The sequence below is a fragment of the Actinomadura formosensis NBRC 14204 genome, from assembly GCF_001552155.1.
Classification (GTDB): Bacteria; Actinomycetota; Actinomycetes; order Streptosporangiales; family Streptosporangiaceae; genus Spirillospora; species Spirillospora formosensis.
Genome location: NZ_BCQQ01000089.1, coordinates 1 through 24718 on the forward strand (window position 1 = coordinate 1; position 24718 = coordinate 24718).

Genomic DNA, 24718 nt, shown 5'->3' on the forward strand with positions numbered 1-24718 from the left:
CCGCGCTGTCCCGCGCGGGCCACCGCGTGGTCGCCGCGGCCGCCGTGTCCGACCGGTCGCGGACCCGCGTCGCGGAGCGGCTCCCCGGCGCGGCCGTCTCGCCGCTGCCGGACGTGGTCGCCGCCGCCGACCTGGTGCTGCTGACCGTCCCGGACGACGAGCTGCCCGAACTCGCGTCCGGGCTGGTCACCGCGGGTGTCCCCGTCACCGGCAAGTTGATCATGCACCCCAGCGGCCGGTACGGCACCGCCGTCCTCGACCCGCTCACCCGCGCGGGCGCGCTGCCGCTGGCCCTGCACCCGGTGATGACGTTCACCGGGCGCCCGGACGATGTGAACCGGCTCACCGGCATCTCGTTCGGCGTCACCTCGCCCGAGCCGCTGCGCCCGGTCGCGGAGGCGCTCGTCCTGGAGATGGGCGGCGAGCCCGTGTGGATCACCGAGGACGCGCGCCCGCTCTACCACGCGGCACTCGCCGGAGGCGCGAACCACCTGGTCACGCTCGTCGTCGAGGCGATGGACCTGCTGCGCGCGGCCGGTGTGGCCGAACCCGGCCGGATGCTCGGCCCGCTCCTCGGCGCCGCCCTCGACAACGGGCTGCGGCTCGGCATCGACGGCCTCACCGGCCCGGTCGCCCGCGGCGACGCCGGCACGGTCTCCGACCATGTCGCCGAACTGGCCAAGGTGTCGCCGGAGAGCCGCCGCGCCTATGTCGCGCTGGCCCGCCTCACCGCCGACCGCGCGCTCGGCGCCGGACTCCTCAAGCCCGAGGACGCCGAACGCCTCCTGGAAGCACTGGCCGATTGATCACCACCGTCCGTCCGGGCGGGAAGCCGAATGATGTGGGAGGTCGTGTGAAACCCGTCATCGCGCGGACGCGGGAGGAACTCGCCGCGGCGCGCGCCCGCGTCGCGGGCACGCTGGCGTTCGTCCCGACCATGGGGGCGCTGCACGAGGGGCACCTGTCCCTGATGCGCCAGGCCCGCCGCAGCGCGGACACGGTGGCCGTCAGCATCTTCGTCAACCCGCTGCAGTTCGGGCCGGGCGAGGACTTCGACCGCTACCCGCGGACGTTCGACGCCGACGTCGAGGCGTGCGCCGGCGAGGGCGTCGACCTGATCTTCGCGCCGGCCCGCGACGTCATGTATCCGGCGGAACCGCAGGTCACGGTGCTGTCCGGTCCGATGGGCGAGATCGTGGAGGGCGCCGCCCGGCCGGGCCACTTCAACGGGATGCTCACCGTCGTGCTGAAGCTGCTCAACCTCGTCCGCCCCGATGTCGCGATCTTCGGGGAGAAGGACGCGCAGCAGCTCGCGATGATCCGCCGCATGGTCGCCGACCTGGACGTGCCCGTGCGGATCATCGGCGGCCGCACCGTCCGCGAGCCGGACGGCCTGGCGCTCTCCAGCCGCAACCGCTACCTCTCCTCCGCCGGGCGCAAGACCGCCCTCGCCCTGTCGCACGCCCTCCGCGCCGGCGCGGACGCCGCCGCCGAAGGGCCGAAGGCGATCCTCGCCGCCGCGGGCACCGTCCTCGACGCGGCGGCGACCGCCGACCCGCCTCTCGTGCTCGACTACCTCGTGCTGGTCGATCCCGCGTCCTTCACCCCGATCACGGCCCCCTGTGCCGGACCCGCCGTCCTCGCCGTCGCGGGCCGCGTCGGCACCACCCACCTGATCGACAATGTTCACCTCCAGCTCGGCAAGGAGCACTGATGTTCCGGACGATGTTCAAGTCCAAGATCCACCGCGCCACGGTGACGCAGGCGGACCTGCACTACGTCGGCTCGCTCACCATCGACCAGGATCTGATGGACGCGGCCGACCTGCTCCCCGGCGAGCAGGTCTCGGTCGTGGACATCGACAACGGCGCCCGCCTGGAGACCTACCTGATCGCCGGTGAGCGCGGCTCCGGCGTCATCGGCATCAACGGCGCCGCGGCCCGCCTGGTGCAGCCCGGCGACCTGGTGATCATCATCAGCTACGCCCAGCTCACCGACGCCGAGGCCCGCGAGTTCGTCCCCACCGTCGTGCACGTCGACCGCGGCAACAAGATCATCTCCCTGGGGTCCGACCCGGCCGAGCCCGTCCCCGGCACCCGGACGACCCGCGGCGACCTCGTCCACGACTGACCCGGGCCCGCCCTGCCGGAGGGGGCGGGCGTTCGGACTCTCCGGGATTAGGGTCATAATGACGAGAACCGATCCCGGAGGAGGGCACATGATCCCTTCCGTTCTGCACGCCCCCGACCCCGGCTGGACCACCGAGACCGATGTCGTCGTCATCGGCTCCGGCATCGCCGGCCTGGTCGCCGCGCTGCGCTGCCGTCCGCACGGGCGGGTGCTGCTCGTCACCAAGGCCCTCCTGGACGCCGGGTCGACCCGCTGGGCGCAGGGCGGCATCGCCGCCGCGCTCGCACCGGACGACACCCCGCGGGAGCACCTCGCCGACACCCTCACCGCGGGGGTCGGGCTGTGCGACGAGGACGCCGTCCGGGTGCTCGTCACCGAGGGGCCGGACGCCGTCCGCGGGCTCATCGACCTCGGCGCCGCGTTCGACCTCTCCGGCGCCGGCGAGATCGCGCTGACCCGCGAGGGCGGCCACCACCGGCGCCGCATCGCGCACGCGGGCGGCGACGCGACCGGCATGGAGATCAGCCGTGCCCTCCTCGCCGCGCTCAAGGACTCCGGTGTCGAGGTCATCGAGCACGCGCTCGTCCTCGACCTGCTGAAGGACGCCGCCGGACGTGCCGCCGGGATCACCCTGCACGTCATGGGCGAGGGGCAGCCGGGCGGCGTCGGCGCCGTCCGCGCCCGCGCCGTCGTGCTCGCCACCGGCGGGCTCGGCCAGGTGTTCTCCGCCACGACCAACCCCGAGGTCTCGACCGGCGACGGTGTGGCGCTCGCGCTGCGCGCCGGGGCCGAGGTCGCCGACCTGGAGTTCGTCCAGTTCCACCCGACGGTCCTCTGGCTCGGCGAGGGCGCGACCGGCCAGCAGCCCCTCATCTCCGAGGCCGTCCGCGGCGAGGGCGCCCACCTCATCGACCACGAGGGCGTCCGTTTCATGGCCGGACGCCACGAACTCGCCGAACTCGCTCCCCGCGACGTCGTCGCCAAGGGCATCATGAACCGGATGCGCAAGACCGGCGCGTCCTGCATGCTCCTGGACGGCCGGCACCTCGGCGCCGCCATGTGGGAGAACCGTTTCCCGACCATCCTGGCCGCCTGCCGGCACCACGGCATCGACCCGGTGACCGAGCCGATCCCGGTCGTCCCCGCCGCCCACTACGCGAGCGGCGGCGTCCGCACCGACCTGTACGGCCGCACGTCCGTCCCGGGGCTGTACGCCTGCGGCGAAGTCGCCTGCACGGGCGTCCACGGCGCCAACCGCCTGGCATCCAACTCCCTTCTGGAAGGTCTGGTCTTCGCGGCCCGCATAGCCACCGCCCTGCGAACCGACCTCGCCTCCTCGGCCGCACCCGCCTCGCCGGTCGGCGACGCGGTCCCGGAGGCCGCCGCCGCGCCCGCCGGTGGCGCCGGTATGGGCGACCCGGTCACGGCCGGTGCGGGCTCCGAGGGCGGGGGGCTGCTCGATCCGGAGCTCCGGGAGGAGATTCAGCGGATCACGACCTCCTACGCCGGGGTGCTGCGGGGGGCCGGGGGCCTGGAGACCGCGGCCCGGGAACTGCGGGCGCTCGGGGGCGGGGACACCGCGCCCGGTGTCGGGGCCTGGGAGGTCACCAACCTGCACACCGTCGCGTCCGCGATCGTGGCGGCGGCGCGCCTGCGGGAGGAGACGCGCGGGAGCCACTGGCGGGAAGACTTCCCCGAGCGGGCCGACGAAGCGTGGCGCGGGCACCTGGTGACGCGGCTGACCGGAAACGTCCTGACGACGACCTACGAACCTCTGGAAGGAAAGCGCTCATGACACCGGAACTTTCGCAGAGGCTCACTGCCGCCGGGCTCGATCCGCGAACTGTGGAAAACCTCGTCCGGACGGCGCTGGCCGAGGACGGGGAGGCCGACGTCACCAGCATGCCGATCTTCGCGCCCGAGGACACCGCGACCGGGGACCTCAGAGCGCGGGAGGAAGGAGTCGTCGCGGGCATCCCGGCGGCCTGCGTCGTGTTCGAGCTCCTGGACGTCGCCTACGAGACGAAGGCCGAGGACGGCGACCGGGTGGTCCCCGGGCAGGTCCTCATCTCGGTCAGCGGCCAGACCAGGGCGATTCTCCGGGCCGAGAGGACGGCGCTGAACCTGCTCACCCACCTGTCCGGGATAGCGACGGCCACGCGGCGGTGGGCGGACGCGCTGGCCGGCACCAAGGCGAAGGTCCGCGACACCCGCAAGACCCTCCCCGGGCTCCGGGCCCTGCAGAAGTACGCCGTCCACTGCGGCGGCGGGGTCAACCACAGGATGGGCCTGCACGACGCTGCCCTCATCAAGGACAACCACATCGCGGCGGCCGGGAGCGTCACCAAGGCGTACGAGGCGATCCGCGCCGTGTATCCGTCCCTTCACATCCAGGTGGAGTGCGACACCCTCGCACAGGTCGAAGAGGCACTCGCGGTGGGCGCGACGAGCATTCTGCTCGATAACATGACCGACGCCGAGATGGCCGAGGCGGTGCGCCTTGTGGCGGGGCGAGCGGAGCTTGAGGCCAGCGGTGGTCTTACCCTGGACCGGGCCCGAGACGTTGCCGTGACCGGGGTGGACTACCTTGCCGTCGGCGCGCTGACACACTCGGCGCGCGTGTTCGACATCGGCCTTGACTTCACCTGACCAGCGGGGACCTGATGCTGCTCACCATCGACGTCGGTAACACCCAGACCGTCCTCGGCCTGTTCGAGGGCGACGAGGTGATCGAGCACTGGAGGATCAACACCGATCCGCGGCGTACCGCCGACGAGATCGCGGTGGTCCTGCAGGGGCTCGTCCAGCAGAGCCCGCTGCTGGCCGAGAGCGACATCAGCGGCATCGCGCTGTGCTCCACGGTCCCGTCCGTCCTGCACGAGATGCGGGAGATGTGCCGCCGCTACTACGGCGACGTGCCCGCGGTGATCGTGGAGCCGGGCGTCAAGACGGGCGTCCCCGTCCGGATGGACAACCCCAAGGAGGTCGGCGCCGACCGCATCGTGAACGCGCTCGCCGCCGTCCACACCCACGGCGGGCCCGCGATCGTGGTCGACTTCGGGACCGCGACGACGTTCGACGCGGTGTCCGCCAAGGGCGAGTACGTGGGCGGCGCCATCGCGCCCGGCATCGAGATCTCGATAGACGCGCTGTCGTCGCGCGGCGCCCAGCTGCACAAGATCGAGCTGGTCAGGCCGCGCAACGTGATCGCGAAGAACACCGTCGAGGCGCTGCAGTCCGGGATCATCTTCGGTTTCGCCGGGCAGGTGGACGGCATCGTCGAACGCATGTCGGACGAGCTCGCCGATGATCCCGAGGACGTCACGGTCATCGCCACCGGCGGCCTGGCCCCGCTCGTCCTGGAGGAGTCCCAGAGCATCGACGTGTTCGAGCCGTGGCTCACCCTCATCGGCCTCCGCCTCATCTACGAACGCAACACCCCCTAGCACCGGAAGTCGTTCGCGGCGCATCAGGCGGGCTGGATAGCCTTGACGACGTGAGTGACGAGACCTTCGACGAGCTCCCGGAGCAGATGCGCGTGCGCCGGGAGAAGCTCGACCGGCTCCGCGAGAGCGGGATCGACCCCTACCCGGTGACCTTCCCCCGCACGGCGACGATCGCCGAGATCCGGGAGAAACACCCGGACCTGGAGCCGGGCACCGAGACGGGTGAGAAGGTCGGCGTCACCGGCCGCGTCATGCTGATCCGCAACACCGGCAAGCTGTGCTTCGCCACCATCCGGGACGGCGACGGCGACCTCCAGATCATGTTGTCGCTGGCCAAGGTCGGTCAGGAGCAGCTCGACTTCTGGAAGCGCGAAGTCGACCTCGGCGACCACATCGGCGTCGAGGGCGAGATCATCACCTCCCGCCGGGGTGAGCTGTCGGTCATGGCGGACCGGTTCGCGATCACCTCCAAGTGCCTGCGCCCCCTGCCGGAGAAGCACGCCGGCCTCACCGACCCGGAGGCGCGGGTCCGGCAGCGATACGTCGACCTCATCGTCAACGACGAGGCGCGGAAGATGGCGCGGATCCGTAGCGCCACCGTCAAGGCGGTCCGGGACTTCTGGCACGACGAGGGCTACCTCGAAGTCGAGACGCCCATGCTCCAGCCCATCCACGGCGGGGCGGCGGCCCGTCCGTTCAAGACGCACATCAACGCCTACGACATGGACCTCTACCTCCGTATCGCGATCGAGCTGTACCTGAAGCGGCTCGTCGTCGGCGGCATCGAGAAGGTCTTCGAGGTCAACCGGAACTTCCGCAACGAGGGCGCGGACTCCACGCACAACCCCGAGTTCACGATGCTGGAGGCCTACGGGACGTACCTCGACTACAACGACATGGCCGACCTGACCCAGCGGATGTACCAGAAGGCCGTTGTCGCGGCCCTGGGCACCACCGTGGTCGTCCATGACGGTGTCGAGATAGACCTCGGTCTGGCGGAGTGGCCGCGGATCACGCTGTATGGGGCGGTGTCAGAGGCGCTCGGCGAGGAGATCACCCCGCACACGCCGATCGAGACCGTCCGTAAGCTCGCGGACGCCCGCGACATCTCCTGGGACCCCAAGTGGGGGCAGGGCAAGCTCGTGCAGGAGCTCTTCGAGGAGCTGATCGAGCACACCCTGGTCCAGCCCACGTTCGTCATGGACTACCCGGTCGAGACGTCCCCGCTGACGCGTCAGCACCGCGAGGAGCCCCTCCTCACCGAGAAGTGGGACCTCATCGGCTTCGGGACGGAACTCGGCACCGCCTACTCCGAGCTGGTCGATCCCGTCGAGCAGCGCCGCCGTCTCACCGAGCAGTCGCTGCTCGCCGCCGGCGGCGACCCGGAGGCCATGCAGCTCGACGAGGACTTCCTGCGCGCGCTGGAGTACGCGATGCCGCCCACGGGCGGGATGGGCGCCGGCATCGATCGGATGATCATGGCGTTCACCGGTAAGGGAATCCGGGAGACGATCCTGTTCCCGCTGGTCAAGCCCGGGCAGTGACGCGACGCGCCGTGGCCGGCGCCCCCCCGGGGGGCCGGTCAGGCGCTTTCGCGGATCACGAGGTCGGGCCGCTGGACGACCTGGCGGTGCTGGTGGGATCTGCCCTCGCCCATCTCGGCCAGTGCCAGCTCGGCGGCCTCCCACCCGAGCGCACGGCGCGGCTGCCTGATCGTGGTGAGCGGGACGGCGGCGCTCGCGGCCAGCTCGATGTCGTCGTAGCCGATCACGGCGATGTCCTCGGGGACGCGGACGCCGAGCCGGGTCAGCTCGTTGATCAGGCCGATCGCCAGCAGGTCGTTGGCGCAGAACACCCCGTCCGGCCGCGGGGACATCGCGATGACCGCGTGGGCGGCGGCCTGGCCTTCGGTCGGGCTCAGGGCGTCCTGGACGAGCGTCCGGGGCTTTGCGAAACCGGCCTCGACGATCTTCCGCGCGGCGCCGTCCCGGCGGTCCACGCAGGGCTGCGGCTCGGGGATGCCGGTCACGAAGACGATCCGCTCCAGGCCGAGGCTGAGCAGATGCCTGGCGGCGGTCTCCCCGCCCGCGACATGATCGACCCGCGCGGTGCAGGCGTCGGACGAGTCGCGGTCGATCAGCACCACGCTCATCCCGGCGGCGCGCAGCCGTGAGATATCGGTGGGATCGAGCCCCACGGGGATGATCAGGACCCCGGCGGCCCGCTGCTCCTCCAGGAGCTCCAGCGAACGGCGCTCCTTGGCGGACGAGTGGTCGCTGGAGAGCCAGAGGGCGTCGTGGCCCGCCTCGTTGAGCGCGGCCTCGGCGCCGCGTGCGACGTCCGACGCGTACGGGTTGGTGAGGTCCTCGACGACGATGCCGAAGGCCCGCCGCGGCTGATCGCCGAACTCGCCCGCGGTGCGGTCGGGGCCCCGGCGGAGCCGACGCGCGGACTCGTTCCGGACGAATCCGAGCTCCTCGATCGCGGCGCGAACACGGTCACGGGTAGCTTCGGCCACGAGGTCTGGCCGGTTTAGGACATTCGAAACGGTCCCAACTGAGACTCCAGCCCGCCTCGCGACCTCACGAATACTGGTCTGTGGCAACTCGCTCCTCGTCCCGCCCCAGGAGTGTTTCCCCAGGTAGTGGAGTTGTGCAGGGGGCGCCACCGATTGAGTGACCACGCAGCGTGTTCAATTGGTGGCAGATGGCAGCTGACCGGCGCTTGACGGGCCGGATCCGGCCGCCTAGCGTTCCGAGCCGAAGCGTAGCTTGAAACGATTCACGATCTTGATCCGCGTCGAGATCTGGCGAGTCCAACGAGAAGGGGCGGTGCGGATGGCTGGCGATCTCATCCCGTCTCCCTCGGACGGCCAACGAGTGAATCGTCACCCGGAGTTCCCCCGTACGACCCCGCAATCGGCCAGGCGGCCACCTCCGGCCAAGCTCGCGAGACAGAAAAGGAACCCGATGATCTAAGTCCGGAAGGCTCCGGACCCGGCAACCCAACGCGCGTACAGATCGAGGCCCAACCCGTGCCTGTGCAGCGGACGGCTGCATCCCCGCGGTCATCACCACGGACGAGGGAGGACGGAGTGGAACCAGCCACACTCGCACGTCGTGGCACCGACGATTTCGGGCTGAGCGAAGAGGAGATCCGGCTGCTCGCCCAGATCGCCAGCGGTGTCACTGCCGATGTGGCGGCACGCAAGCTGGAGTTGAGCGCACGGACCTTGCGGCGCCGGTTGCGGACGATCTGTGACCGGCTGGAGGTCAACACCCCTATCGAGGCCGTGGTGTGGGCGGCCCGAAGGCAGCTCATCTAGCGGCTTCACCCCCCGACGCCCGCCAGGGGACGGGTGGGCGTCACCGACGATCCAGGCGGCGAACCTGGTACGAATTCCGTCCGGCCCCGTGGCGGCGGCGCCGACGTCCTGGCAGGTAGGTCCCTGCAGGAGGCGTCGCCGCGGACGGCGTTCGACCATCCGGCGGCCGTGGATCCCTCCGGCGTGCGCGGCGAGGTTCGAGCGAGGCTCAGGCGACTCGGACACCGCCGGCGAAGGGACGTCCGGCCATGGGGGCGATCTTCACGACATCGCCGGTGTGCGGCGCGTGGAGCATCTTGCCGTCGCCGACGTACATCCCCATGTGGTGGAGATCGGAGTAGAAGAAAACGAGGTCGCCCGGCTGAAGCTGGCTGCGCGACACGTGCGTGCCCGCGTTCCACTGGCTGCCGGTGTAGTGCGGGAGGTTGATGCCCACCTGCTTGTAGGCCCACATCGTGAGGCCGGAGCAGTCGAAGGTGTCGGGACCCGCGGCGCCCCAGACATACGGGCGTCCGATCTTGCTCATGGCGTACCGGAGCGCCTGCGCGGCCTTGCCGCTGCCGACGACGGGAAGCTTGGCGAGCTGCGTGGGGTCCTTCTTGACGAGCTTGCCGCGGACCTTCTCGTAGGTTTCGGAGACCTTCTTGCGCTGCGACTCCAGCTGCGTCCGCAGCTCCTTGACCTGCTGGGCGCGCGCCTCGGCGGACTTGCGGGCCCGCTGGGCGGCCTGCATGGCCCGCATGAGGTGGAGCACCCTGGTGCTGTCCTGCTTGGCGAAGTAGTTGAGGGTCGCGGCCTGATCGAGGACGACCTGCGGGTTCTGGGCGACGACGAACGAGACCGTGGGGTCGGAGCCGCCCTGCATGTAGCTGGTCGCGGCCAGGGCGCCGACCTTCTGCCGGATCTCCTGGAGCGACTTCTCCTGCCGCTCGGCGTTCTCCTTGGCGACCTTGGCGGCGCGCTGCGACTGCGCGAGCTTCACCTTCAGGCCGTTGTACCGCTCGGTGAGCTGCTCCAGCTGGTCGGCGAGCTTGAGGGCCTCGGCCCGGAGCTCTTTGGCGGACGGACCCGGCTCGGCGTGCGCGACGGCGACGGTGTGCGGGGCGATGGCGTGCGGCGCGGCCGTCAGCGCGATGAGCGCGCCGGCCACGGTGACCGCGCGGCCGTGAAAGCGTGAAAGAGAAGCAGGCCGCAATGGCTCCACGAATTCTCCTCTCCTCGTCCGCCTGCGGGTCGGCTGACGGGTTGGGGCCGGAGCAGCCCGTGTGCGGTGGTGTGCGGCCCTGCCGCGCACCCGCGGGTTCACCCCTGACGGTTCCGTCCAGGGGCGACCCCCAGACGCTCCGAAAGCGGGTTCCCGACTCCTCGGGACGCTGGTTGCGGTCCGCGGACTCGGCGGTTCGGCCTCCGTTCTGCGGGCGGCCGATACCAGCGATGGACACTAACGGAACCCGCAATGGATGCCAACCAGAACACGCGAACTCGCAGGTCGCGAGGGCGTGGCGCCGGGATGAGCCCGGTTTCGATAATCTCGTCTGTTTGTGGAGGTCGTGATCCGGCGTGCCCGTACCGCCGACGTTCAGGAGATCCGCAGGCTGGTCGATCTGTACGCCGGGTCGGGACGACGCCTGCTGAAGAAGACGACGGTGACGCTGTACGAGGACGTGCAGGAGTTCTGGGTCGCCGAGGACATCCAGCACGGGACGCCCGGGACCGTCATCGGCTGCGGCGCCCTGCACGTGATGTGGGAGGATCTGGCGGAGGTCCGCTCTGTCGCCGTGGACAAGGGCCACGGCGGACGTGGCATCGGGCACCGCATCGTGGCCCGCCTTCTGGAGACCGCGCGAGAACTCGGCGTGCGGAGGGTGTTCTGCCTTACCTTCGAAGTGGAGTTCTTCGCCCGTCACGGCTTCCAACCGATCCTGGGGACTCCGGTGGCGCCAGAGGTGTACGAGGAACTTCTCCGCTCTTACGACGAAGGCGTGGCAGAGTTCTTGGACCTCGACCGGGTCAAGCCGAATACGTTGGGCAACACCCGGATGTTGCTTCGCCTGGAGGACCGACCCAAATGAGTGATTCCCCCCACCGCGGGCGGCGGCACCACCAACCGCCGCAGGGCCAGGGTTCTTACGGCCCGCCGCCCCCGTACCAAGGGGCCCAATGGCAGCAACCCCAGCAGCGGCAGCCGTCGCAACAGCAGTGGCAGCAGCCCCAGCAGGACTGGGGGCAGTCCCACGAGCCGGCCTATGACCAGTACGACGGCTCCTACGGCGACTCCTACAGCGGTGAGATGGAACTGGCCCCCATCCACCGCCGGGCCGGTGCCCGGATCATCGACAACGGGCTCGTCGCGGTCTTCGGGTTCGCGCTCATCCTGCCGGTGACGATCGGGGCGTTCGGCCTGGGCAAGCCGGGCAGCAAGACCGAGGACGAGGGCGGCATCTGGAACTGGCCCATCATCTTCACCCTGTTCTTCGTCCTGTCGGTGCTGCCGTTCCTTTACGAGGCCGTGCAGTTGTCCATGTGGGGACGGACGCTGGGCAAGCGGGTCTTGGGCCTGGGCATCGTGCAGGCGCGTCCCGCGGGCGAGCCGGTGACCACGACGCAGGCCGTGTGGCGCGCCGGCATCGTGCATGTGGGCTACCAGATCGGCGTCTTCTTCTTCCTCGTCCTGGCGGTGATGGTGTGGGATTACGCCGCGTACGGGATGGCGCTGGTCTGGGTGGGCGGCCTTATGGCCTACCTGTGGGCGATCTGGGATCAGCCCCTGCATCAGGCACTGCACGACCGCTTCGCCGGCACGCTCGTCATCGATGAGCGGACGACCGGGTACGACGAGTACGCCGAGTACGCGGAGTAAGGCCGCCATGGCGGCTCCCCTTGCGGAACCGGGTCAGCGCCTGCTGGCGCGTGTCGTCGACACGCTCATCGTCGGTGTGCCCGTTGTCCTCGCCATCCGCGAGCTGGCGTCCGGGCGCGCAGTGGACGTCGCCGCCCCTGTTGCGGTGGCCGGATGCATGCTCGTGTACGAGGCGGTCCAGCTCGCCCTCTGGGGGCGGACACTGGGCAAGCGCTTCGCGGGCATAGAAGTCGTCGTCGCCCCACCGGACGAGCAGCCCGGTGGGGCGGTCGCAGAGGACGCCGAACCCGCGGCGGCGGGAGGAACCGGCGCCCTGCCCGCCTCCCCGCCCGTGCCCGTATCGCCCGTGCCCGTACCCGGGTTCGTGCCGGCGGGCGTTTCCGGGAACGCGGATGCCGGGGTCGCCGCCCGCCCGGACGTCCTGCGGTCGGTTCTCCGTGCCGCGGTCTATTCGCTGCCGATCGCGGCGCGCCCGATTCCCGTCCTCGGTCTGCTGGCGGGCGTCTTCTGGGTGGTGAACGCCGGGGTCCTGTTCGAGGGCACGCGCCGCCAGGCCGCCCATGACAGGCTCGCCGGGACCCTCGTGGTAAAACGTGCGCGTCCCGATTCATCGGCCCTCTGAGGCCCTCTCAGACGCGTTCAGGTGCGCCCCCGGGGCGTTGCTGCCGTACCCTCGGGCGGCGATCCATCGTGGCACGAGGATATTCGCCGGTGTTCTCCATGCTTTCGCCGAGTTGGCCGGGTCTGTTTCGGACGCCCGTGTTCACGGGGCGAATGCCGCCTCGTTCCGGTTACGGCCCTGAATCGGGCCGGGATCTGTCACGTCCCGGATGCCGCCTCCGGATTGGCGGGATGCTTCCCCGCCCTTGCCGCACCGCGTACGGTGTCGCTTCATAGCGGTAGTGGACTTACTCCGGATGGGACGTGGTCTTGCTTGGAACGGACTTTCGCGCATCCATGCGGGTTGTGACAGTAGATGGGCCACGTTCGCCTCGGCCGGTCCTGTGGGGAGGGTGAAGAACTGGGCGGACCGGACGGTCGGATTGTGCCTCAATCTCCTGATTTCCCCGGCGGAGCACGACGCCGGGCTTCGGCGGGATCGCGGATGGTGACTTCGCGTCCCAGGGCGGCGGAACAGATTTTCGCCGCCGCCTTGCCCGCGGTTATCCGTCCACCTCGGCCGGTGGGGGCGGTGATCTCCGTTTTCGGCCCGGGCTCCCTCCGGCCAGGCGCCTCCGGGCGCCGTCCCGGAGGTACTGGCGGATCCTCGCCGCGCCGGGCTCGCGGAGTCCGCGCGTATTCCCGGCCGGGGGCGGTTAGGGCCGTTACGTCAGGGTTAATCGTTGGCCGCGGTACCAGTGCGCAGGGCCTGTTAAGGTCCGGGCAGGGGACTTTTGCGGCTGGACGCCCGTCCCGCCCGAAAGCGGGGACACCCGCAAACCCGGCGCAAAGCGCGAGGGTCCGCCCAGGTCGGCGCGGTGGCCCGTGACACCGGTCACGCCCGAAAACCTCTGCCGTCTCCGCGTGGGGCGCTAATTCCCGGTTCCAGGGGCTACCGCCGCCCCTCGCGTGTCCCCGCGCTGCTCCGGAAACGATGAGGTCGATTACGGCCGGTCACCGGCGGAAGGCGACTTCGTCCCGAGTGCCGGTTCATCGGCATGGCTGGAATTGTCATCGGCGTAGTTCTCGGTATATCTTTGGCAGCCGATTGAAGTTTGCTCAAGCCGAAAGGGTCTGTCCCCATGGCACAGAAGGTTCAGGTGCTTCTCGTCGACGACCTCGACGGTGGCGAGGCGGACGAGACTGTAGCGTTCTCGATCGACGGCGCCTCCTACGAGATCGACCTGAGTGGCGCCAACGCAACGAAGCTGCGGGAATCGCTGCAGCCGTTCGTTGAGAAGTCCCGCAAGGCGGGCGCGGTCTCGCGTCGTCGCCGGCAGCGCGGCGCGTCCAGCCGGGAACGCAGCGCTGAGATCCGCGCCTGGGCCAAGAACAATGGCATCAAGGTCAATGAGCGCGGACGCATCCCGGCCCACGTGATCGAGCAGTACGAGGCGGCCAACTGACCGCTCACCCATCGGGGCGGCCCGTCTCCCTTAGCGGGACGGGCCGTTCGTTGTTCTCCGGGGCTCCCGGGGGCCTTCCCCCCGTGTGTTCTTCGACACTCCGCCCCAGCGGGTTCTGCGGGCGTTCTCTCGGGAGCGGCGTTCTTTGTGCCGGTTCTGCGGGAGTCTCCGCGCCGGCTTCCAAGAGCCGAGTCGACGGTGACGCCGCCCGTTCAAAAGATCAATCGTTCGCTTCTGGCGTAGCGGCAATGGGGTTCGGTGGGTCCCCGCCGAGGTAGAGAGGCGGCGCGGATGGAACTCCGTCCCATTCGGCGTACTCGTCCCGCGCCCCGGTCGACCTGCGGAAAGCCCCCGTTCGCTTGCGGCGTAGCGGGAACATGACGCACCGATGCGGTAGTTGGATGAGACTGAACAGCGCTTAGCTGGGGAACGTCTCCTGGTGGGAGTGCACCGGGCGGCCTCCTCGGGGCGGGCTAGCATGCGGAAGGACAGTTCCGGACGTTCCGGACTCTGCCCAACCGCTCTGTGAGGAGCGACGAGATGTTCGAGAGGTTCACCGACCGCGCGCGGCGCGTTGTCGTCCTGGCTCAGGAGGAGGCCAGGATGCTCAACCACAACTACATCGGCACCGAGCACATCCTCCTGGGCCTGATCCACGAGGGCGAAGGTGTCGCCGCCAAGGCTCTGGAGAGCCTGGGGATCAGCCTTGAGGCGGTGCGCCAGCAGGTTGAGGAGATCATCGGCCAGGGCCAGCAGGCGCCGTCGGGCCACATCCCGTTCACTCCGCGCGCCAAGAAGGTCCTTGAGCTGTCACTGCGCGAAGCGCTGCAGCTCGGCCACAACTACATCGGCACTGAGCACATCCTGCTCGGGTTGATCCGCGAGGGCGAGGGTGTTGCGGCCCAGGTGCTGGTGAAGCTCGGCGCCGACCTGAACCGGGTCCGCCAGCAGGTCATCCAGTTGCTGCACGGCTACCAGGGCAAGGAGCCGGCCGCCTCCGGCGGTCCCTCGGAGTCGGCTCCGTCCACCTCCCTTGTGCTCGACCAGTTCGGCCGCAACCTGACGCAGGCCGCACGTGAGGGCAAGCTCGACCCGGTCATCGGCCGGGACAAGGAGATCGAGCGGGTCATGCAGGTGCTGTCCCGCCGTACCAAGAACAACCCCGTCCTCGTGGGTGAGCCCGGCGTCGGCAAGACCGCCGTCGTCGAGGGCCTCGCGCAGAAGATCGTCAAGGGCGAGGTGCCCGAGACGCTCAAGGACAAGCAGCTCTACACCCTCGACCTCGGCGCACTGGTCGCCGGGTCCCGCTACCGCGGTGACTTCGAAGAGCGCCTGAAGAAGGTCCTCAAGGAGATCCGCACCCGCGGCGACATCATCCTGTTCATCGACGAGCTGCACACCCTCGTCGGTGCGGGCGCCGCCGAGGGCGCGATCGACGCCGCGTCCATCCTCAAGCCGATGCTGGCGCGCGGTGAGCTGCAGACCATCGGCGCCACCACGCTGGACGAGTACCGCAAGCACCTGGAGAAGGACGCCGCGCTGGAGCGCCGCTTCCAGCCGATCCAGGTCGCCGAGCCGTCGCTGTCGCACACGATCGAGATCCTCAAGGGGCTGCGGGACCGCTACGAGGCGCACCACCGCGTGTCGATCACCGACAGCGCGCTGGTCGCGGCCGCGCAGCTCGCCGACCGCTACATCAGCGACCGGTTCCTGCCCGACAAGGCGATCGACCTGATCGACGAGGCCGGCTCGCGGATGCGCATCCGCCGGATGACCGCTCCGCCGGACCTGCGCGAGTACGACGAGAAGATCGCCAACGTCCGGCGCGACAAGGAGTCCGCGATCGACGCGCAGGACTTCGAGAAGGCCGCCGCGCTGCGCGACTCCGAAAAGCAGCTGCTCGGCCAGAAGGCGCAGCGGGAGAAGGAGTGGAAGGCCGGCGACATGGACGTCGTCGCCGAGGTCACCGACGAGCTCATCGCCGAGGTCCTCGCCACCGCCACCGGCATCCCGGTCTTCAAGCTGACCGAGGAGGAGAGCAGCCGCCTGCTGCGCATGGAGGACGAGCTCCACAAGCGGGTCATCGGCCAGGAGGACGCCATCAGGGCGCTCTCCCAGTCGATCCGGCGTACCCGCGCCGGGCTGAAGGACCCGAAGCGTCCCGGCGGTTCGTTCATCTTCGCCGGCCCGTCCGGTGTCGGTAAGACCGAGCTGTCCAAGACGCTCGCGGAGTTCCTGTTCGGCGACGAGGACGCGCTGATCCAGCTCGACATGTCCGAGTTCATGGAGAAGCACACCGTCTCGCGGCTGTTCGGCTCCCCGCCCGGCTACGTCGGGTACGAGGAGGGCGGCCAGCTGACCGAGAAGGTGCGCCGCAAGCCGTTCTCGGTCGTCCTGTTCGACGAGATCGAAAAGGCCCACCAGGACATCTTCAACAGCCTGCTGCAGATCCTGGAGGACGGCCGCCTCACCGACGCGCAGGGCCGTGTCGTGGACTTCAAGAACACCGTCATCATCATGACGACGAACCTGGGGTCCAAGGACATCTCCAAGGGCGTCTCGATGGGCTTCGCCCGGCAGAACGACGAGCAGGGCTCGTACGAGCGGATGAAGGCGAAGGTGTCGGAGGAGCTCAAGCAGCACTTCCGCCCCGAGTTCCTCAACCGCGTCGACGACACGGTGGTGTTCCACCAGCTCACCCCGAAGGAGATCATCCAGATCGTGGATCTGATGATCGCCAAGGTGGACGAGCGGCTGCGTGACCGGGACATGGGCATCGAGCTGCGGCAGGAGGCCAAGGACCTGCTCGCGATCCGCGGCTACGACCCGGTGCTCGGCGCCCGTCCGCTGCGCCGGACCATTCAGCGGGAGATCGAGGACACCCTGTCCGAGAAGATCCTCTACAACGAGCTGAAGCCCGGCCAGATCGTGATCGTCGGTACCGAGGGCTTCGACCCCGAGAACAAGGACGCCACGGCGGAGAACGCCAAGTTCACGTTCAAGGGCGTGCCGAAGCCGTCCACCGTCCCCGACAGCCCGCCGCCCATCGAGGGCGCGGTCAACTTCAACAAGGACTGACGTCCGTCGAGAGGGGCCCGCAGCCGGCCGGCTGCGGGCCCTTCCGTATGCCCGGCGGTTTCACGGGCACAGCAGACCGACGGCCCTCCAAGGCGCCTCCTGGGCTGACGGTGGCGCAGGAGTCGGGCCGGCCGCCTCACCCTGGCACCCCAACGCTCCTGATAGGTGGAAATGTCATACGCGACCCCTAATATTCGAACATCAGATCGAATGAGGGTGGTGCTGTGGCGCAGTTCGGGCGGCGGCCGAATCTGGAGGAGGCGCGGATCACCCGGGCGTTCCGGCAGGACGTCCGGTCGGGTGCGCCGGCCAGGCTGCCGATCTTCCGGTCGCACCTGCAAGGGGAACTGCTGGCCCGGCTCCTGCTCGGCCCAGAGCGTGAGGTCTCCATGCTGGACCTCGCGGTGATGCTCCGCACCGACCTCGCATCGGTGATGCGCGAGGTCGCCAGGCTGGCCCGAGCCGACCTCCTCACGCTGCGCCGGACGCTCGCCGGAAGCCTGGTCACCCGGAACACCGAAAGCCCTCTCTACGGCCCGCTGGCCCGGCTCCTGATGCTGACCTTCGGCCCCGCCGCCGTGGTGGCGGAGGAGTTCGGAGTCCTGCGGGCCGTCCACGAGCTCTACCTGTTCGGCCCCTGGGCGGACCGCTGCAACGGTGTGCCGGGCGACCAGCCGGCCGATGTCGAAGTCCTCGTCATCGGCGAAGTCCCCTGCGATGCGGCCCATGACGCGGCCCAAGAGGCCGCAGCGCGCCTGGGCCTGCCCGTCCACCCCGTCGTCCGGACGCAGCCCGAATGGTTCGACGACACCGATCCCTTCCTGCGTGAGATCCGCAGCGGCTCCCTGCTCAGGCTCTAGAAAACCGAGACCGTGCCCTCATGTCGGCGTGCTTGGTCGGCGTCGCGGTCGCGGATTTCCGCTATTTGGGGGTGTTGGCGCGCAGGATGAGTTCTTCGCGGAGGGCGGCGGCATTGCCGGCCGGGTCCTGGGGAACGTGCACCTCCATTGTCACCAGCAGGTCTCCCCTGGTGCCGTCGCGGCGGGGCGCGCTGCCGAGAAGGCGCTCAAGCCGGTAGCGTCCAGCGAGTTCCAGCCCTTCACGCAAGTGCCCTCAACTCCCAGCCACCCGCCGCGACCCCGTTGGGGAAGTTCCGAAGCCGAAGATAGTCCAGGAGGGGCCGGAAAAGGATGGTTCCGCGTGGAGGCGGACGTGGCCGGTGAGCCGGGGGCTAACCGCCGGGTGCCGCGGGCCGGGTCAGCCAATCGGTGATGGCCTGGTTCATCCGGTGCTTGGTTTCGGTGGGGGCGAAGGAGGCGTCGACGGCGGCGCGGGCCAGGCCGGCGAGGGTGGGGTCGTCGTAGCCGAACGTGTCGCGGACGAGGGCGTACTCGGCGGCCAGGGGGGTGCCGATCAGGGCGGGGATGTCGGTGTTGAGGGTCACGGTCAGGCCCGCGTCGCGGAGGCGGGGGAGCGGGTGGGCGCCGAGGGAGGGCGCGAAGCCCAGGGCGACGTTGGACGATGGGCAGACTTCGAGGGCGATACCGCGGTCGCGGACCTCGGCCACGAGATCGGGGTCGTCCAGGACGCGGATGCCGTGCCCCAGGCGCTCGGTGCGGCCGGGGCCGATCGCGTGGCGGATGCTCGCGGGTCCCTCGCCTTCGCCGGCGTGGTGGACGATGTGCAGCCCGGCGTCGTGGGCGGCGGCGAACACCGCGTCGAACGGGGCGCCGGGGTGCGCCTCGTCGCCGGCGAGCCCGACGGCCACCACGCGGTCGTGGCGGCGGGCGAGGTCCAGGGTGCGCCAGGCGCGTTCGACGGAGCGGCGCCGGGAGTGGTCGAGGATGAGGCGGCACTCGATCCCGAAGGCGTCCTGCCCGGCCTCCAGGCCGTCCAGGACGGCCGCGAGCGGCATGCCGAGGTCACCGAGGCGTTCGCCGTGGCCGGCCGCCGTGAACGAGACCTCGGCGTACCGGACGCCCTGCGCGGCCTCGTCCGCGCAGAACTCGTAGGCGATCCGGTGGAAGTCGGCGGGACGGCGCAGGCAGGCCCGCACGAGGTCGTTCTGCGCGAAGAAGGAGGCGAAGTCCCCGAACGCGCCCACCTCGCCGGGCACCCGGACACCGTTGGCCGCGCCGATCTCGCGGAGGGTCGTCCACCGCACGGTGCTTTCGAGGTGGACGTGCAGGTGGGCTTTGGGCAGGGTCAGCAGGTCGCGCACGGACGTTACGGTATGGGCGCGCCACCCAGGACGACCAGCGAATATTCGCGTGCACGAGCACGCCGGGCGCGGCGCCCCGGTTCAGCCGGGGAGGGCGTAGCGGCCGTCGTCCAGCGGGTCGACGAGGCCGTCGGCGATGAGGGCGTCGAGGGCGCGTTCGCGCTGGACGGTGTCCGACCAGACGGCGTCGAGGGCCGGTTTCGCGACGGGTCCTTCGGCGTCGCGCAGGACGGCGAGGAGGCGGCCGCGGCATTGGCGGTCGGTGCCCGCGTACGTCTGGCCCCGGCGCGGCGGCCCGTCGTAGGCGGGACGTCCGGCCAGCTGCCACGCGCACCTGTCGAGCACCGGGCAGTCGACGCAGCGGGGTGTGCGGGCGGTGCACACCAGCGCGCCCAGTTCCATGACGGCGACGCCCCAGCGGGCGGCGGTCGGGGGATCGGCCGGCAGGAGGCTCTCCGCGAGCCGCACCTCCGCCCTGGTCTGCGACTTGGGCGGATACTCGGCACCGGACAGCAGCCGGGCCAGGACGCGCCGGACGTTGGTGTCGAGGACGGCGTGCCGCTGCCGGAACGCGAAGCTCGCGACGGCCGCGGCCGTGTAGGCGCCGATGCCGGGGAGCGCCAGCAGTTCCTCGTGCGCGGACGGGACCTCGCCGCCGTGCCGCTCGGTGATCGCGCGGGCGCTCTCGTGCAGGCGCAGCGCGCGGCGCGGGTAGCCGAGCCGGCCCCACGCCCGGACGGCCTCGCCGGACGGTTCGGCGGCCAGCGCGGCGGGTGCCGGCCAGCGCGTCATCCAGGCGTCCCAGACGGGCAGGACGCGCGCGACCGGTGTCTGCTGGAGCATGATCTCGCTGACCAGGACGCCCCACGGGCTCGCGTCCGGCGCCCGCCACGGAAGATCCCGGGCGTTCGCCTCGTACCAGTCGAGGATCGGGGCGGTGTACACGGAGTTCAGGTTCATGGCGCGCCGCCATTGTGACACGCGGCGGGCGTTCCCTCGTCCCGGTCCGCTGAGGCGTCCTAGTGCCCGGCGGTGAGGGCGGCGCGATCAGACATAGCGTTCCAGGATGGAGGATTCGGCCAGCCGGGAGAGGCCCTCGCGGACGCTGCGGGCCCGGGATTCGCCCACGCCGCCGACCGCCTGGAGGTCGTCGATGCTGGCGGCGAGGAGTTTCTGCAGGCCGCCGAAGTGCTCGACGAGGCGTTCGACGACCGTGCTCGGCAGCCGGGGGACCTTCGCGAGGAGGCGGCAGCCCTTGGGGCTGACGGGCAGGTCGAGGGCGTCCGGGCCGGAGAAGCCCATCACCTCGGCGACCGTGGACAGGTCGAGGAGTTCGTTGGCGGAGAGCGCGTCCAGCGCGGTGAGGATGGCGGCCACGCCGCGGGTGCGGGTGTCGTCGGAGGGGTAGTCACGGACGATCAGCTCCCGGTCCGCGTCGACGCCGGAGACCAGCTCGTCGAGCTGGAGGGAGAGCAGGCGGCCGTCCGTGCCGAGTTCGACGACGTAGCCCTCGATCTCGTCGGCGATGCGGCGCACCATTTCGAGGCGCTGGACGACGGCGCTGACGTCCCGGACGGTGACGAGGTCCTCGATTTCGAGGGCGGAGAGCGTGCCCGACACCTCGTCGAGGCGGAGTTTGTAGCGTTCGAGTGTCGCCAGGGCCTGGTTGGCCTTGGACAGGATCGCCGCCGAGTCTTCGAGGACGTAGCGGGTTCCGTCGAGATACAGCGCGATGATGTGCATCGACTGGCTGACCGAGATGATCGGAAGGCCGGTCTGGCGGGCGACGCGTTCCGCGGTGCGGTGACGCGTCCCCGACTCCTCGGTCGGGATGGTCGAGTCGGGCACGAGGTGGACGGCGGCGCGGACGATGCGGGTGTGGCTGTTGTCGAGGACGATCGCGCCGTCCATCTTGGCGAGTTCGCGAAGGCGGGTCGCGGAGAATTCGACGTCGAGCTCGAAGCCGCCCGTGCACAGCTCCCTGACGGGCTTGTCGTAGCCGAGCACGATCAGGCCGCCGGTGTGGCCCCGAAGGATCCGCTCCAGTCCGTCGCGAATCTGGGTGCCCGGGGCCACCGCGGCCAATGTGGCGCGGCGTCGTTCGTCATGACCCTTGTCGTGTGATGGCACCTGACCCCCGGAGGTCGCTGGACGGCGCCAGTTTACCGAGGAGGGCCGCGGACTGGTTCCTCCCCAGGTCGCAAGCCCGCGTTGTGTGGAGTAATACGTGAAGTAATACTTTGCCGCGGCCCCTGTCAGGGGGCCGTGAACGCTACCTGGAGGGCCTGTTGCAGGCTGTCGACCTCCATCACCTTCATGCCCTCGTAGCTGCTGAGCTGGGGGTCGGCGCGTTTGAGCGGTGACCCGTCGGCGAGTTCGAGGGAGCCGCGCGGGACGACGGCGTACTTGAACCCGAGCCGGGCCGCCTCGGCGAGCCGCCGCTGGACGCCGGGCACGACCCGGACCTCCCCGGCGAGCCCCACCTCGCCCAGCGCGATCAGGCTGTTGGACAGGGCCTGCTCGACCGTGGACCCCGCGACGGCCAGGCCGAGGGCCAGGTCGACGGACGTCTCGGTGAGCCGCACCCCGCCCACCGTCGAGACGTACACGTCCTGTTCGTGCATGGAGATCTTGCAGCGTTGCGCGAGGACGGCCAGGACCATCGCGACGCGGGAGGTGTCGAGCCCGGACGTGGCCCGCCGCGGCGCCGGCAGGTGGGATTTGGCGACGAGCGACTGCACCTCGGCGACCAGGGGGCGGCGGCCTTCCAGCGTGACCGTCACGCAGGTGCCGGGGACGGGTTCCTCGCGGCGGGTGAGGAAGAGGCCGCTCGGGTCCGGCAGGCCGACGATGCCGACCTCCGACAGGTCGAAGCAGCCCAGCTCGTCGGTGGGCCCGTAGCGGTTCTTCACCGCGCGGATCATGCGGAGCCGGGAGTGCCGGTCGCCCTCGAAGTACAGGACGACGTCGACCAGGTGCTCCAGCAGCCGCGGCCCGGCGATCGCGCCCTCCTTGGTGACGTGGCCGACCAGCACGACGGTGATGCCGCGCTCCTTGGCGACCCTGATCAGGTTGGCGGCGACCTCGCGGATCTGCGTGACGCCGCCGGGCGCGCCGTCCGCCTCGGACGTTCCGATGGTCTGGATGGAGTCGACCACGAGCAGCGCGGGCTCGACGGTGTCGATGTGCCCGAGGACCGCGGAAAGCTCGGTCTCGGCCGCCAGATACAGGTGGTCGGTGATCGCCCCCACCCGGTCGGCGCGCAGCCGCACCTGCTCGGCCGACTCCTCACCCGTCACATAGAGGACGTTCTTGCCGCCCGCGCCCTCGCCTCCCGTCGAGGCCAGCGCGGCGACCTCCAGCAGCAGCGTCGACTTGCCGATGCCCGGCTCGCCCGCGAGCAGCAGCACGGCCCCGGGGACGATGCCGCCGCCGAGCACCCGGTCCAGCTCGTCCAGGCCGGTGGGGCGTGTCTGCGCGGACCGGACGTCCACCTGCCCGATCGGCCGCGCCGGCGCGCTGACCGGCCCGGCGGCCACGACCCGCGCCGGTGTCGCGGACGCCGCCTCGGTGACCGTCCCCCACGTCTGGCACTCGCCGCAGCGCCCGACCCATTTGGACGTCTGCCACCCGCACTCCGAGCACCGATAGGCCGCCTTGGCCGTCTTAGCCTTCGCCATGCGCGGCAGCCTAGAGCCCGGCCCCGACAGTCAGCGCTCCTTATGGGCCCGTTCGATCAGGTCGCCGAGGTGGTCGGAGACGGTGCCGGGGCGTTCGAGCATGGCCATGTGCCCGGCGGTGGGGATGATCTCCAGGCGGCCGGACGGCACGCAGGAGGCGATCTTGATGCTGTGCTCGACGGGGGTGAGCACGTCGTTCTCGCCGCCGAGGACGAGGGTGTCGGCGGCGGCGAGGGACGCGCAGTCGCTGATGACCTCGGTCGTGATCATCGAGCGGAAGTAGTCGGCGAAGGCGTCCATGCGGGTCTCGATCATCATCTGCTCGGCGAAGGCGACCGCGGCGGGGCTGGCGTCCGGGCCGAAGGCGATGAGGTCCTCGACGAGGGTGGTGACGTCGCGGCCGAAGTGGCGGACCTTCTCGATGGCGCCGGCGCCCGCGCCGAGGGCGCCGAGGGCGCGGGGCAGGACGCGCCGGGTGGTGCGCGCGACCAGCGCGGGCAGGCCCAGGGTGACCTCGCCGAGCCCGCCGGACGAGGTGCACACCAGGCCGGTGGCGAGGACCCTGCGTCCGATCAGGCCGGGGTTCTCGTCGGCGTACCGCATGACGGTCATGCCGCCCATGGAGTGCCCGACGAGGACGACGGGGGTGTCGGCGGGGATGGTGGCCTCGATCACGGCGGCGAGGTCGCCGGCGAGGCGGCCGAGGGAGTAGCCGTCGCGGCCGCCGCCGTCGGAACGGCCGTGGCCGCGGTGGTCCCAGAACACCAGGCGGCCGAGGCCGCGCAGCGCCTTGCGCTGGAAGTGCCAGGAGTCCTGGGTGAGCGTCCAGCCGTGCGAGAAGACGACGGCGAGGTCGGTGCGCTCCTCGCCGTCGATCTCGGCGTACAGGCGGGTGCCGTCGTCGGCGCGGACGGGCGTCGGGCGGCCGCGCAGCGAGCCGAACGGCTCGCCGGCGAACGGGTCGGGGCGCAGCTGGAGGCGGCGCAGGGCGCGGCGCTGGGCGAGGAGTCCGGCGCCGGCTCCGGCGGCGCCGACGGCGGTGGCGGCGAGCAGGCCGCCGAACGCTCTTCCAGCGGTGACACGGCTCGTGGTGGCGGCGTTGCCCATGCTCCGTTCCTCCCGGATGACCAACCCGTCGGTAACTCAGGGGCAACGCCACCACAAATTCACCGCATAGTCCACCTCGAAGCCGGCTCCCGCGGCGTCGACCTCGCGCAGGCAGGCGTCCGCGAGGCCCGGCGGGAACTCGATCCGCAGGACGGCGGCGAGATCGTCCCGGTTCTGGAACGACCACCGGATCGTCAGCGGCTCGCGGGCGAAGCCGCGGCGCGTCCAGAAGCGCTCGACCGCCCCGGGGTCGTATTTCGGCAGGCTGCGGCGGAACCAGCGGCCGAACGTGGAGCGGGTGGCGTCGTTGTCGATGATGAAGATCGCCCCGCCGCGCCGGACGACCCGGTCGAGTTCGGCGAGACCGGGTTCGCAGCCCGGCCCGAAGAAGTACGCCCACCGGGCGTGGACGACGTCGATCGAGGCGTCCGGGAGCGGCAGCGCCTGCGCCGCGCCGGTACGGACGGTCACGTTGGGCAGGCCGCGGGTGCGGCGGGCGGCGGCCGAGGCGAGGCCCGCGTGCGGCTCGACGCCGATCACCCGGTGCGCGTCCGCGGCGAAGAACGGGAGGTGGAAGCCGGTGCCGCAGCCGAGGTCCAGGACGTCGGCCCCCTTCCACGGGCGGATCGCGCGCATCGCGTCGGCGAGGACGCCGTCGGGGTCGACGGCGCGGTTCTCCAGTTCGTAGACCTGCGGGGAGTTCCAGATGTTGGGGCTCGGCACGGCGCCCGGCGCGATCTCGGCCACGGAAACAGAGCGTAGCCGGGCCCGGCACGCATCAATGGCGCGTCCATGGGGACGGAGC

At 70.7% G+C, this 24718-nt stretch carries 23 protein-coding genes; 14 read left to right on the plus strand and 9 right to left on the minus strand.

Going from position 1 to position 24718, the window contains the following annotated elements:
• The 7 genes from AF1_RS21895 to lysX all read left to right on the plus strand — a co-directional run.
• The coding region (locus AF1_RS21895) for a Rossmann-like and DUF2520 domain-containing protein (RefSeq protein WP_067802366.1) at positions 1–806 on the plus strand (806 nt) is incomplete at its 5' end.
• Between the two features lie 47 nt (positions 807–853).
• On the plus strand, positions 854–1714 hold the full coding sequence (gene panC, locus AF1_RS21900; protein WP_084263199.1) for a pantoate--beta-alanine ligase: 861 nt from the start codon (positions 854–856) through the stop codon (positions 1712–1714).
• Positions 1714–2130 (plus strand): aspartate 1-decarboxylase, encoded by a 417-nt coding sequence (gene panD, locus AF1_RS21905; protein ID WP_067802372.1) that lies wholly within the window; start codon positions 1714–1716, stop codon positions 2128–2130. The genes panC and panD overlap by 1 nt, the downstream gene beginning before the upstream one ends.
• An 88-nt stretch (positions 2131–2218) precedes the next feature.
• Positions 2219–3925: an L-aspartate oxidase gene (locus tag AF1_RS21910; protein WP_067802375.1), complete on the plus strand. Its 1707-nt coding sequence runs from the start codon at positions 2219–2221 to the stop codon at positions 3923–3925.
• On the plus strand, positions 3922–4779 hold the full coding sequence (gene nadC / locus AF1_RS37090) for a carboxylating nicotinate-nucleotide diphosphorylase (protein ID WP_067802377.1): 858 nt from the start codon (positions 3922–3924) through the stop codon (positions 4777–4779). The genes AF1_RS21910 and nadC overlap by 4 nt, the downstream gene beginning before the upstream one ends.
• Positions 4780–4793: 14 nt before the next feature.
• Positions 4794–5576, plus strand: coding sequence for a type III pantothenate kinase (locus tag AF1_RS21920; protein ID WP_067802380.1), 783 nt, complete (start codon positions 4794–4796; stop codon positions 5574–5576).
• 50 nt (positions 5577–5626) lie between these two features.
• The gene (gene lysX, locus AF1_RS21925; protein WP_084263200.1) at positions 5627–7120 is read left to right on the plus strand and encodes a bifunctional lysylphosphatidylglycerol synthetase/lysine--tRNA ligase LysX; all 1494 of its coding nucleotides are present in this window, start codon (positions 5627–5629) and stop codon (positions 7118–7120) included.
• A gap of 38 nt (positions 7121–7158) precedes the next feature.
• On the opposite strand, the gene AF1_RS21930 is transcribed toward lysX, so the two are convergent.
• Positions 7159–8259, minus strand: a complete 1101-nt coding sequence (locus AF1_RS21930; RefSeq protein WP_306303177.1) for a LacI family DNA-binding transcriptional regulator — start codon at positions 8257–8259, stop codon at positions 7159–7161.
• Between the two features lie 411 nt (positions 8260–8670).
• Between AF1_RS21930 and AF1_RS21935 the strand changes: the two genes are divergently transcribed.
• A complete protein-coding gene (locus AF1_RS21935) occupies positions 8671–8901 on the plus strand; it encodes a transcriptional regulator (RefSeq protein WP_067802385.1) in 231 nt (76 codons plus the stop codon).
• Between the two features lie 208 nt (positions 8902–9109).
• Here AF1_RS21935 and AF1_RS21940 read toward each other — a convergent pair whose 3' ends face one another.
• Positions 9110–10105, minus strand: a complete 996-nt coding sequence (locus AF1_RS21940; RefSeq protein WP_242608625.1) for an NlpC/P60 family protein — start codon at positions 10103–10105, stop codon at positions 9110–9112.
• Positions 10106–10442: 337 nt separating this feature from the next.
• Here AF1_RS21940 and AF1_RS21945 point away from each other — a divergent pair, with 337 nt between their 5' ends.
• From AF1_RS21945 to AF1_RS21970, 6 genes are all read left to right on the plus strand, one after another.
• Positions 10443–10973: an amino-acid N-acetyltransferase gene (locus tag AF1_RS21945; RefSeq protein ID WP_407642183.1), complete on the plus strand. Its 531-nt coding sequence runs from the start codon at positions 10443–10445 to the stop codon at positions 10971–10973.
• The gene (locus AF1_RS21950; protein ID WP_067802393.1) at positions 10970–11761 is read left to right on the plus strand and encodes an RDD family protein; all 792 of its coding nucleotides are present in this window, start codon (positions 10970–10972) and stop codon (positions 11759–11761) included. The genes AF1_RS21945 and AF1_RS21950 overlap by 4 nt, the downstream gene beginning before the upstream one ends.
• 7 nt (positions 11762–11768) lie before the next feature.
• Positions 11769–12383 carry an RDD family protein gene (locus tag AF1_RS21955; protein WP_067802396.1) on the plus strand — a complete coding sequence of 205 codons (615 nt, stop codon included), beginning with the start codon at positions 11769–11771 and terminating at the stop codon, positions 12381–12383.
• Between the two features lie 1120 nt (positions 12384–13503).
• Complete coding sequence (locus tag AF1_RS21960; protein WP_067802398.1) at positions 13504–13827, plus strand: histone-like nucleoid-structuring protein Lsr2; 324 nt, start codon at positions 13504–13506, stop codon at positions 13825–13827.
• Between the two features lie 540 nt (positions 13828–14367).
• On the plus strand, positions 14368–16905 hold the full coding sequence (locus AF1_RS21965; RefSeq protein WP_067802401.1) for an ATP-dependent Clp protease ATP-binding subunit: 2538 nt from the start codon (positions 14368–14370) through the stop codon (positions 16903–16905).
• 224 nt (positions 16906–17129) lie between these two features.
• Positions 17130–17765: a hypothetical protein gene (locus tag AF1_RS21970; RefSeq protein WP_084263201.1), complete on the plus strand. Its 636-nt coding sequence runs from the start codon at positions 17130–17132 to the stop codon at positions 17763–17765.
• A 61-nt stretch (positions 17766–17826) separates the two neighbouring features.
• Here the strand turns inward: AF1_RS21970 and AF1_RS34695 are convergent, their stop codons facing one another.
• The 7 genes from AF1_RS34695 to AF1_RS22000 form a co-directional block, all read right to left on the minus strand.
• Positions 17827–18012 carry a hypothetical protein gene (locus tag AF1_RS34695; protein ID WP_207393954.1) on the minus strand — a complete coding sequence of 62 codons (186 nt, stop codon included), beginning with the start codon at positions 18010–18012 and terminating at the stop codon, positions 17827–17829.
• Between the two features lie 124 nt (positions 18013–18136).
• On the minus strand, positions 18137–19126 hold the full coding sequence (gene add, locus AF1_RS21975) for an adenosine deaminase (protein ID WP_067802405.1): 990 nt from the start codon (positions 19124–19126) through the stop codon (positions 18137–18139).
• Positions 19127–19207: 81 nt separating this feature from the next.
• Positions 19208–20086 carry an HhH-GPD family protein gene (locus tag AF1_RS21980; RefSeq protein ID WP_067802408.1) on the minus strand — a complete coding sequence of 293 codons (879 nt, stop codon included), beginning with the start codon at positions 20084–20086 and terminating at the stop codon, positions 19208–19210.
• Between the two features lie 87 nt (positions 20087–20173).
• Entirely contained in the window at positions 20174–21256 is a 1083-nt protein-coding gene (gene disA / locus AF1_RS21985) for a DNA integrity scanning diadenylate cyclase DisA (RefSeq protein ID WP_067802411.1), read from the minus strand.
• A 125-nt stretch (positions 21257–21381) separates the two neighbouring features.
• Positions 21382–22806 carry a DNA repair protein RadA gene (gene radA / locus AF1_RS21990; RefSeq protein ID WP_067802414.1) on the minus strand — a complete coding sequence of 475 codons (1425 nt, stop codon included), beginning with the start codon at positions 22804–22806 and terminating at the stop codon, positions 21382–21384.
• Between the two features lie 30 nt (positions 22807–22836).
• The gene (locus AF1_RS21995; RefSeq protein ID WP_067802417.1) at positions 22837–23913 is read right to left on the minus strand and encodes an alpha/beta fold hydrolase; all 1077 of its coding nucleotides are present in this window, start codon (positions 23911–23913) and stop codon (positions 22837–22839) included.
• Positions 23914–23949: 36 nt separating this feature from the next.
• On the minus strand, positions 23950–24660 hold the full coding sequence (locus AF1_RS22000; protein WP_067802420.1) for a class I SAM-dependent methyltransferase: 711 nt from the start codon (positions 24658–24660) through the stop codon (positions 23950–23952).
• Positions 24661–24718: the final 58 nt, after the last annotated feature.

Coding starts and splice junctions, on each gene's coding strand:
- AF1_RS21965 (WP_067802401.1), top strand. CDS start 14,368: ATGTTCGAGAGGTTCACCGACCGCGCGCGGCGCGTTGTCGTCCTGGCT.
- AF1_RS21995 (WP_067802417.1), bottom strand. CDS start 23,913: ATGGGCAACGCCGCCACCACGAGCCGTGTCACCGCTGGAAGAGCGTTC.
- AF1_RS21950 (WP_067802393.1), top strand. CDS start 10,970: ATGAGTGATTCCCCCCACCGCGGGCGGCGGCACCACCAACCGCCGCAG.
- AF1_RS21920 (WP_067802380.1), top strand. CDS start 4,794: ATGCTGCTCACCATCGACGTCGGTAACACCCAGACCGTCCTCGGCCTG.
- panD (WP_067802372.1), top strand. CDS start 1,714: ATGTTCCGGACGATGTTCAAGTCCAAGATCCACCGCGCCACGGTGACG.
- AF1_RS21980 (WP_067802408.1), bottom strand. CDS start 20,086: ATGAACCTGAACTCCGTGTACACCGCCCCGATCCTCGACTGGTACGAG.
- radA (WP_067802414.1), bottom strand. CDS start 22,806: ATGGCGAAGGCTAAGACGGCCAAGGCGGCCTATCGGTGCTCGGAGTGC.
- AF1_RS21955 (WP_067802396.1), top strand. CDS start 11,769: ATGGCGGCTCCCCTTGCGGAACCGGGTCAGCGCCTGCTGGCGCGTGTC.
- AF1_RS21910 (WP_067802375.1), top strand. CDS start 2,219: ATGATCCCTTCCGTTCTGCACGCCCCCGACCCCGGCTGGACCACCGAG.
- AF1_RS21960 (WP_067802398.1), top strand. CDS start 13,504: ATGGCACAGAAGGTTCAGGTGCTTCTCGTCGACGACCTCGACGGTGGC.
- nadC (WP_067802377.1), top strand. CDS start 3,922: ATGACACCGGAACTTTCGCAGAGGCTCACTGCCGCCGGGCTCGATCCG.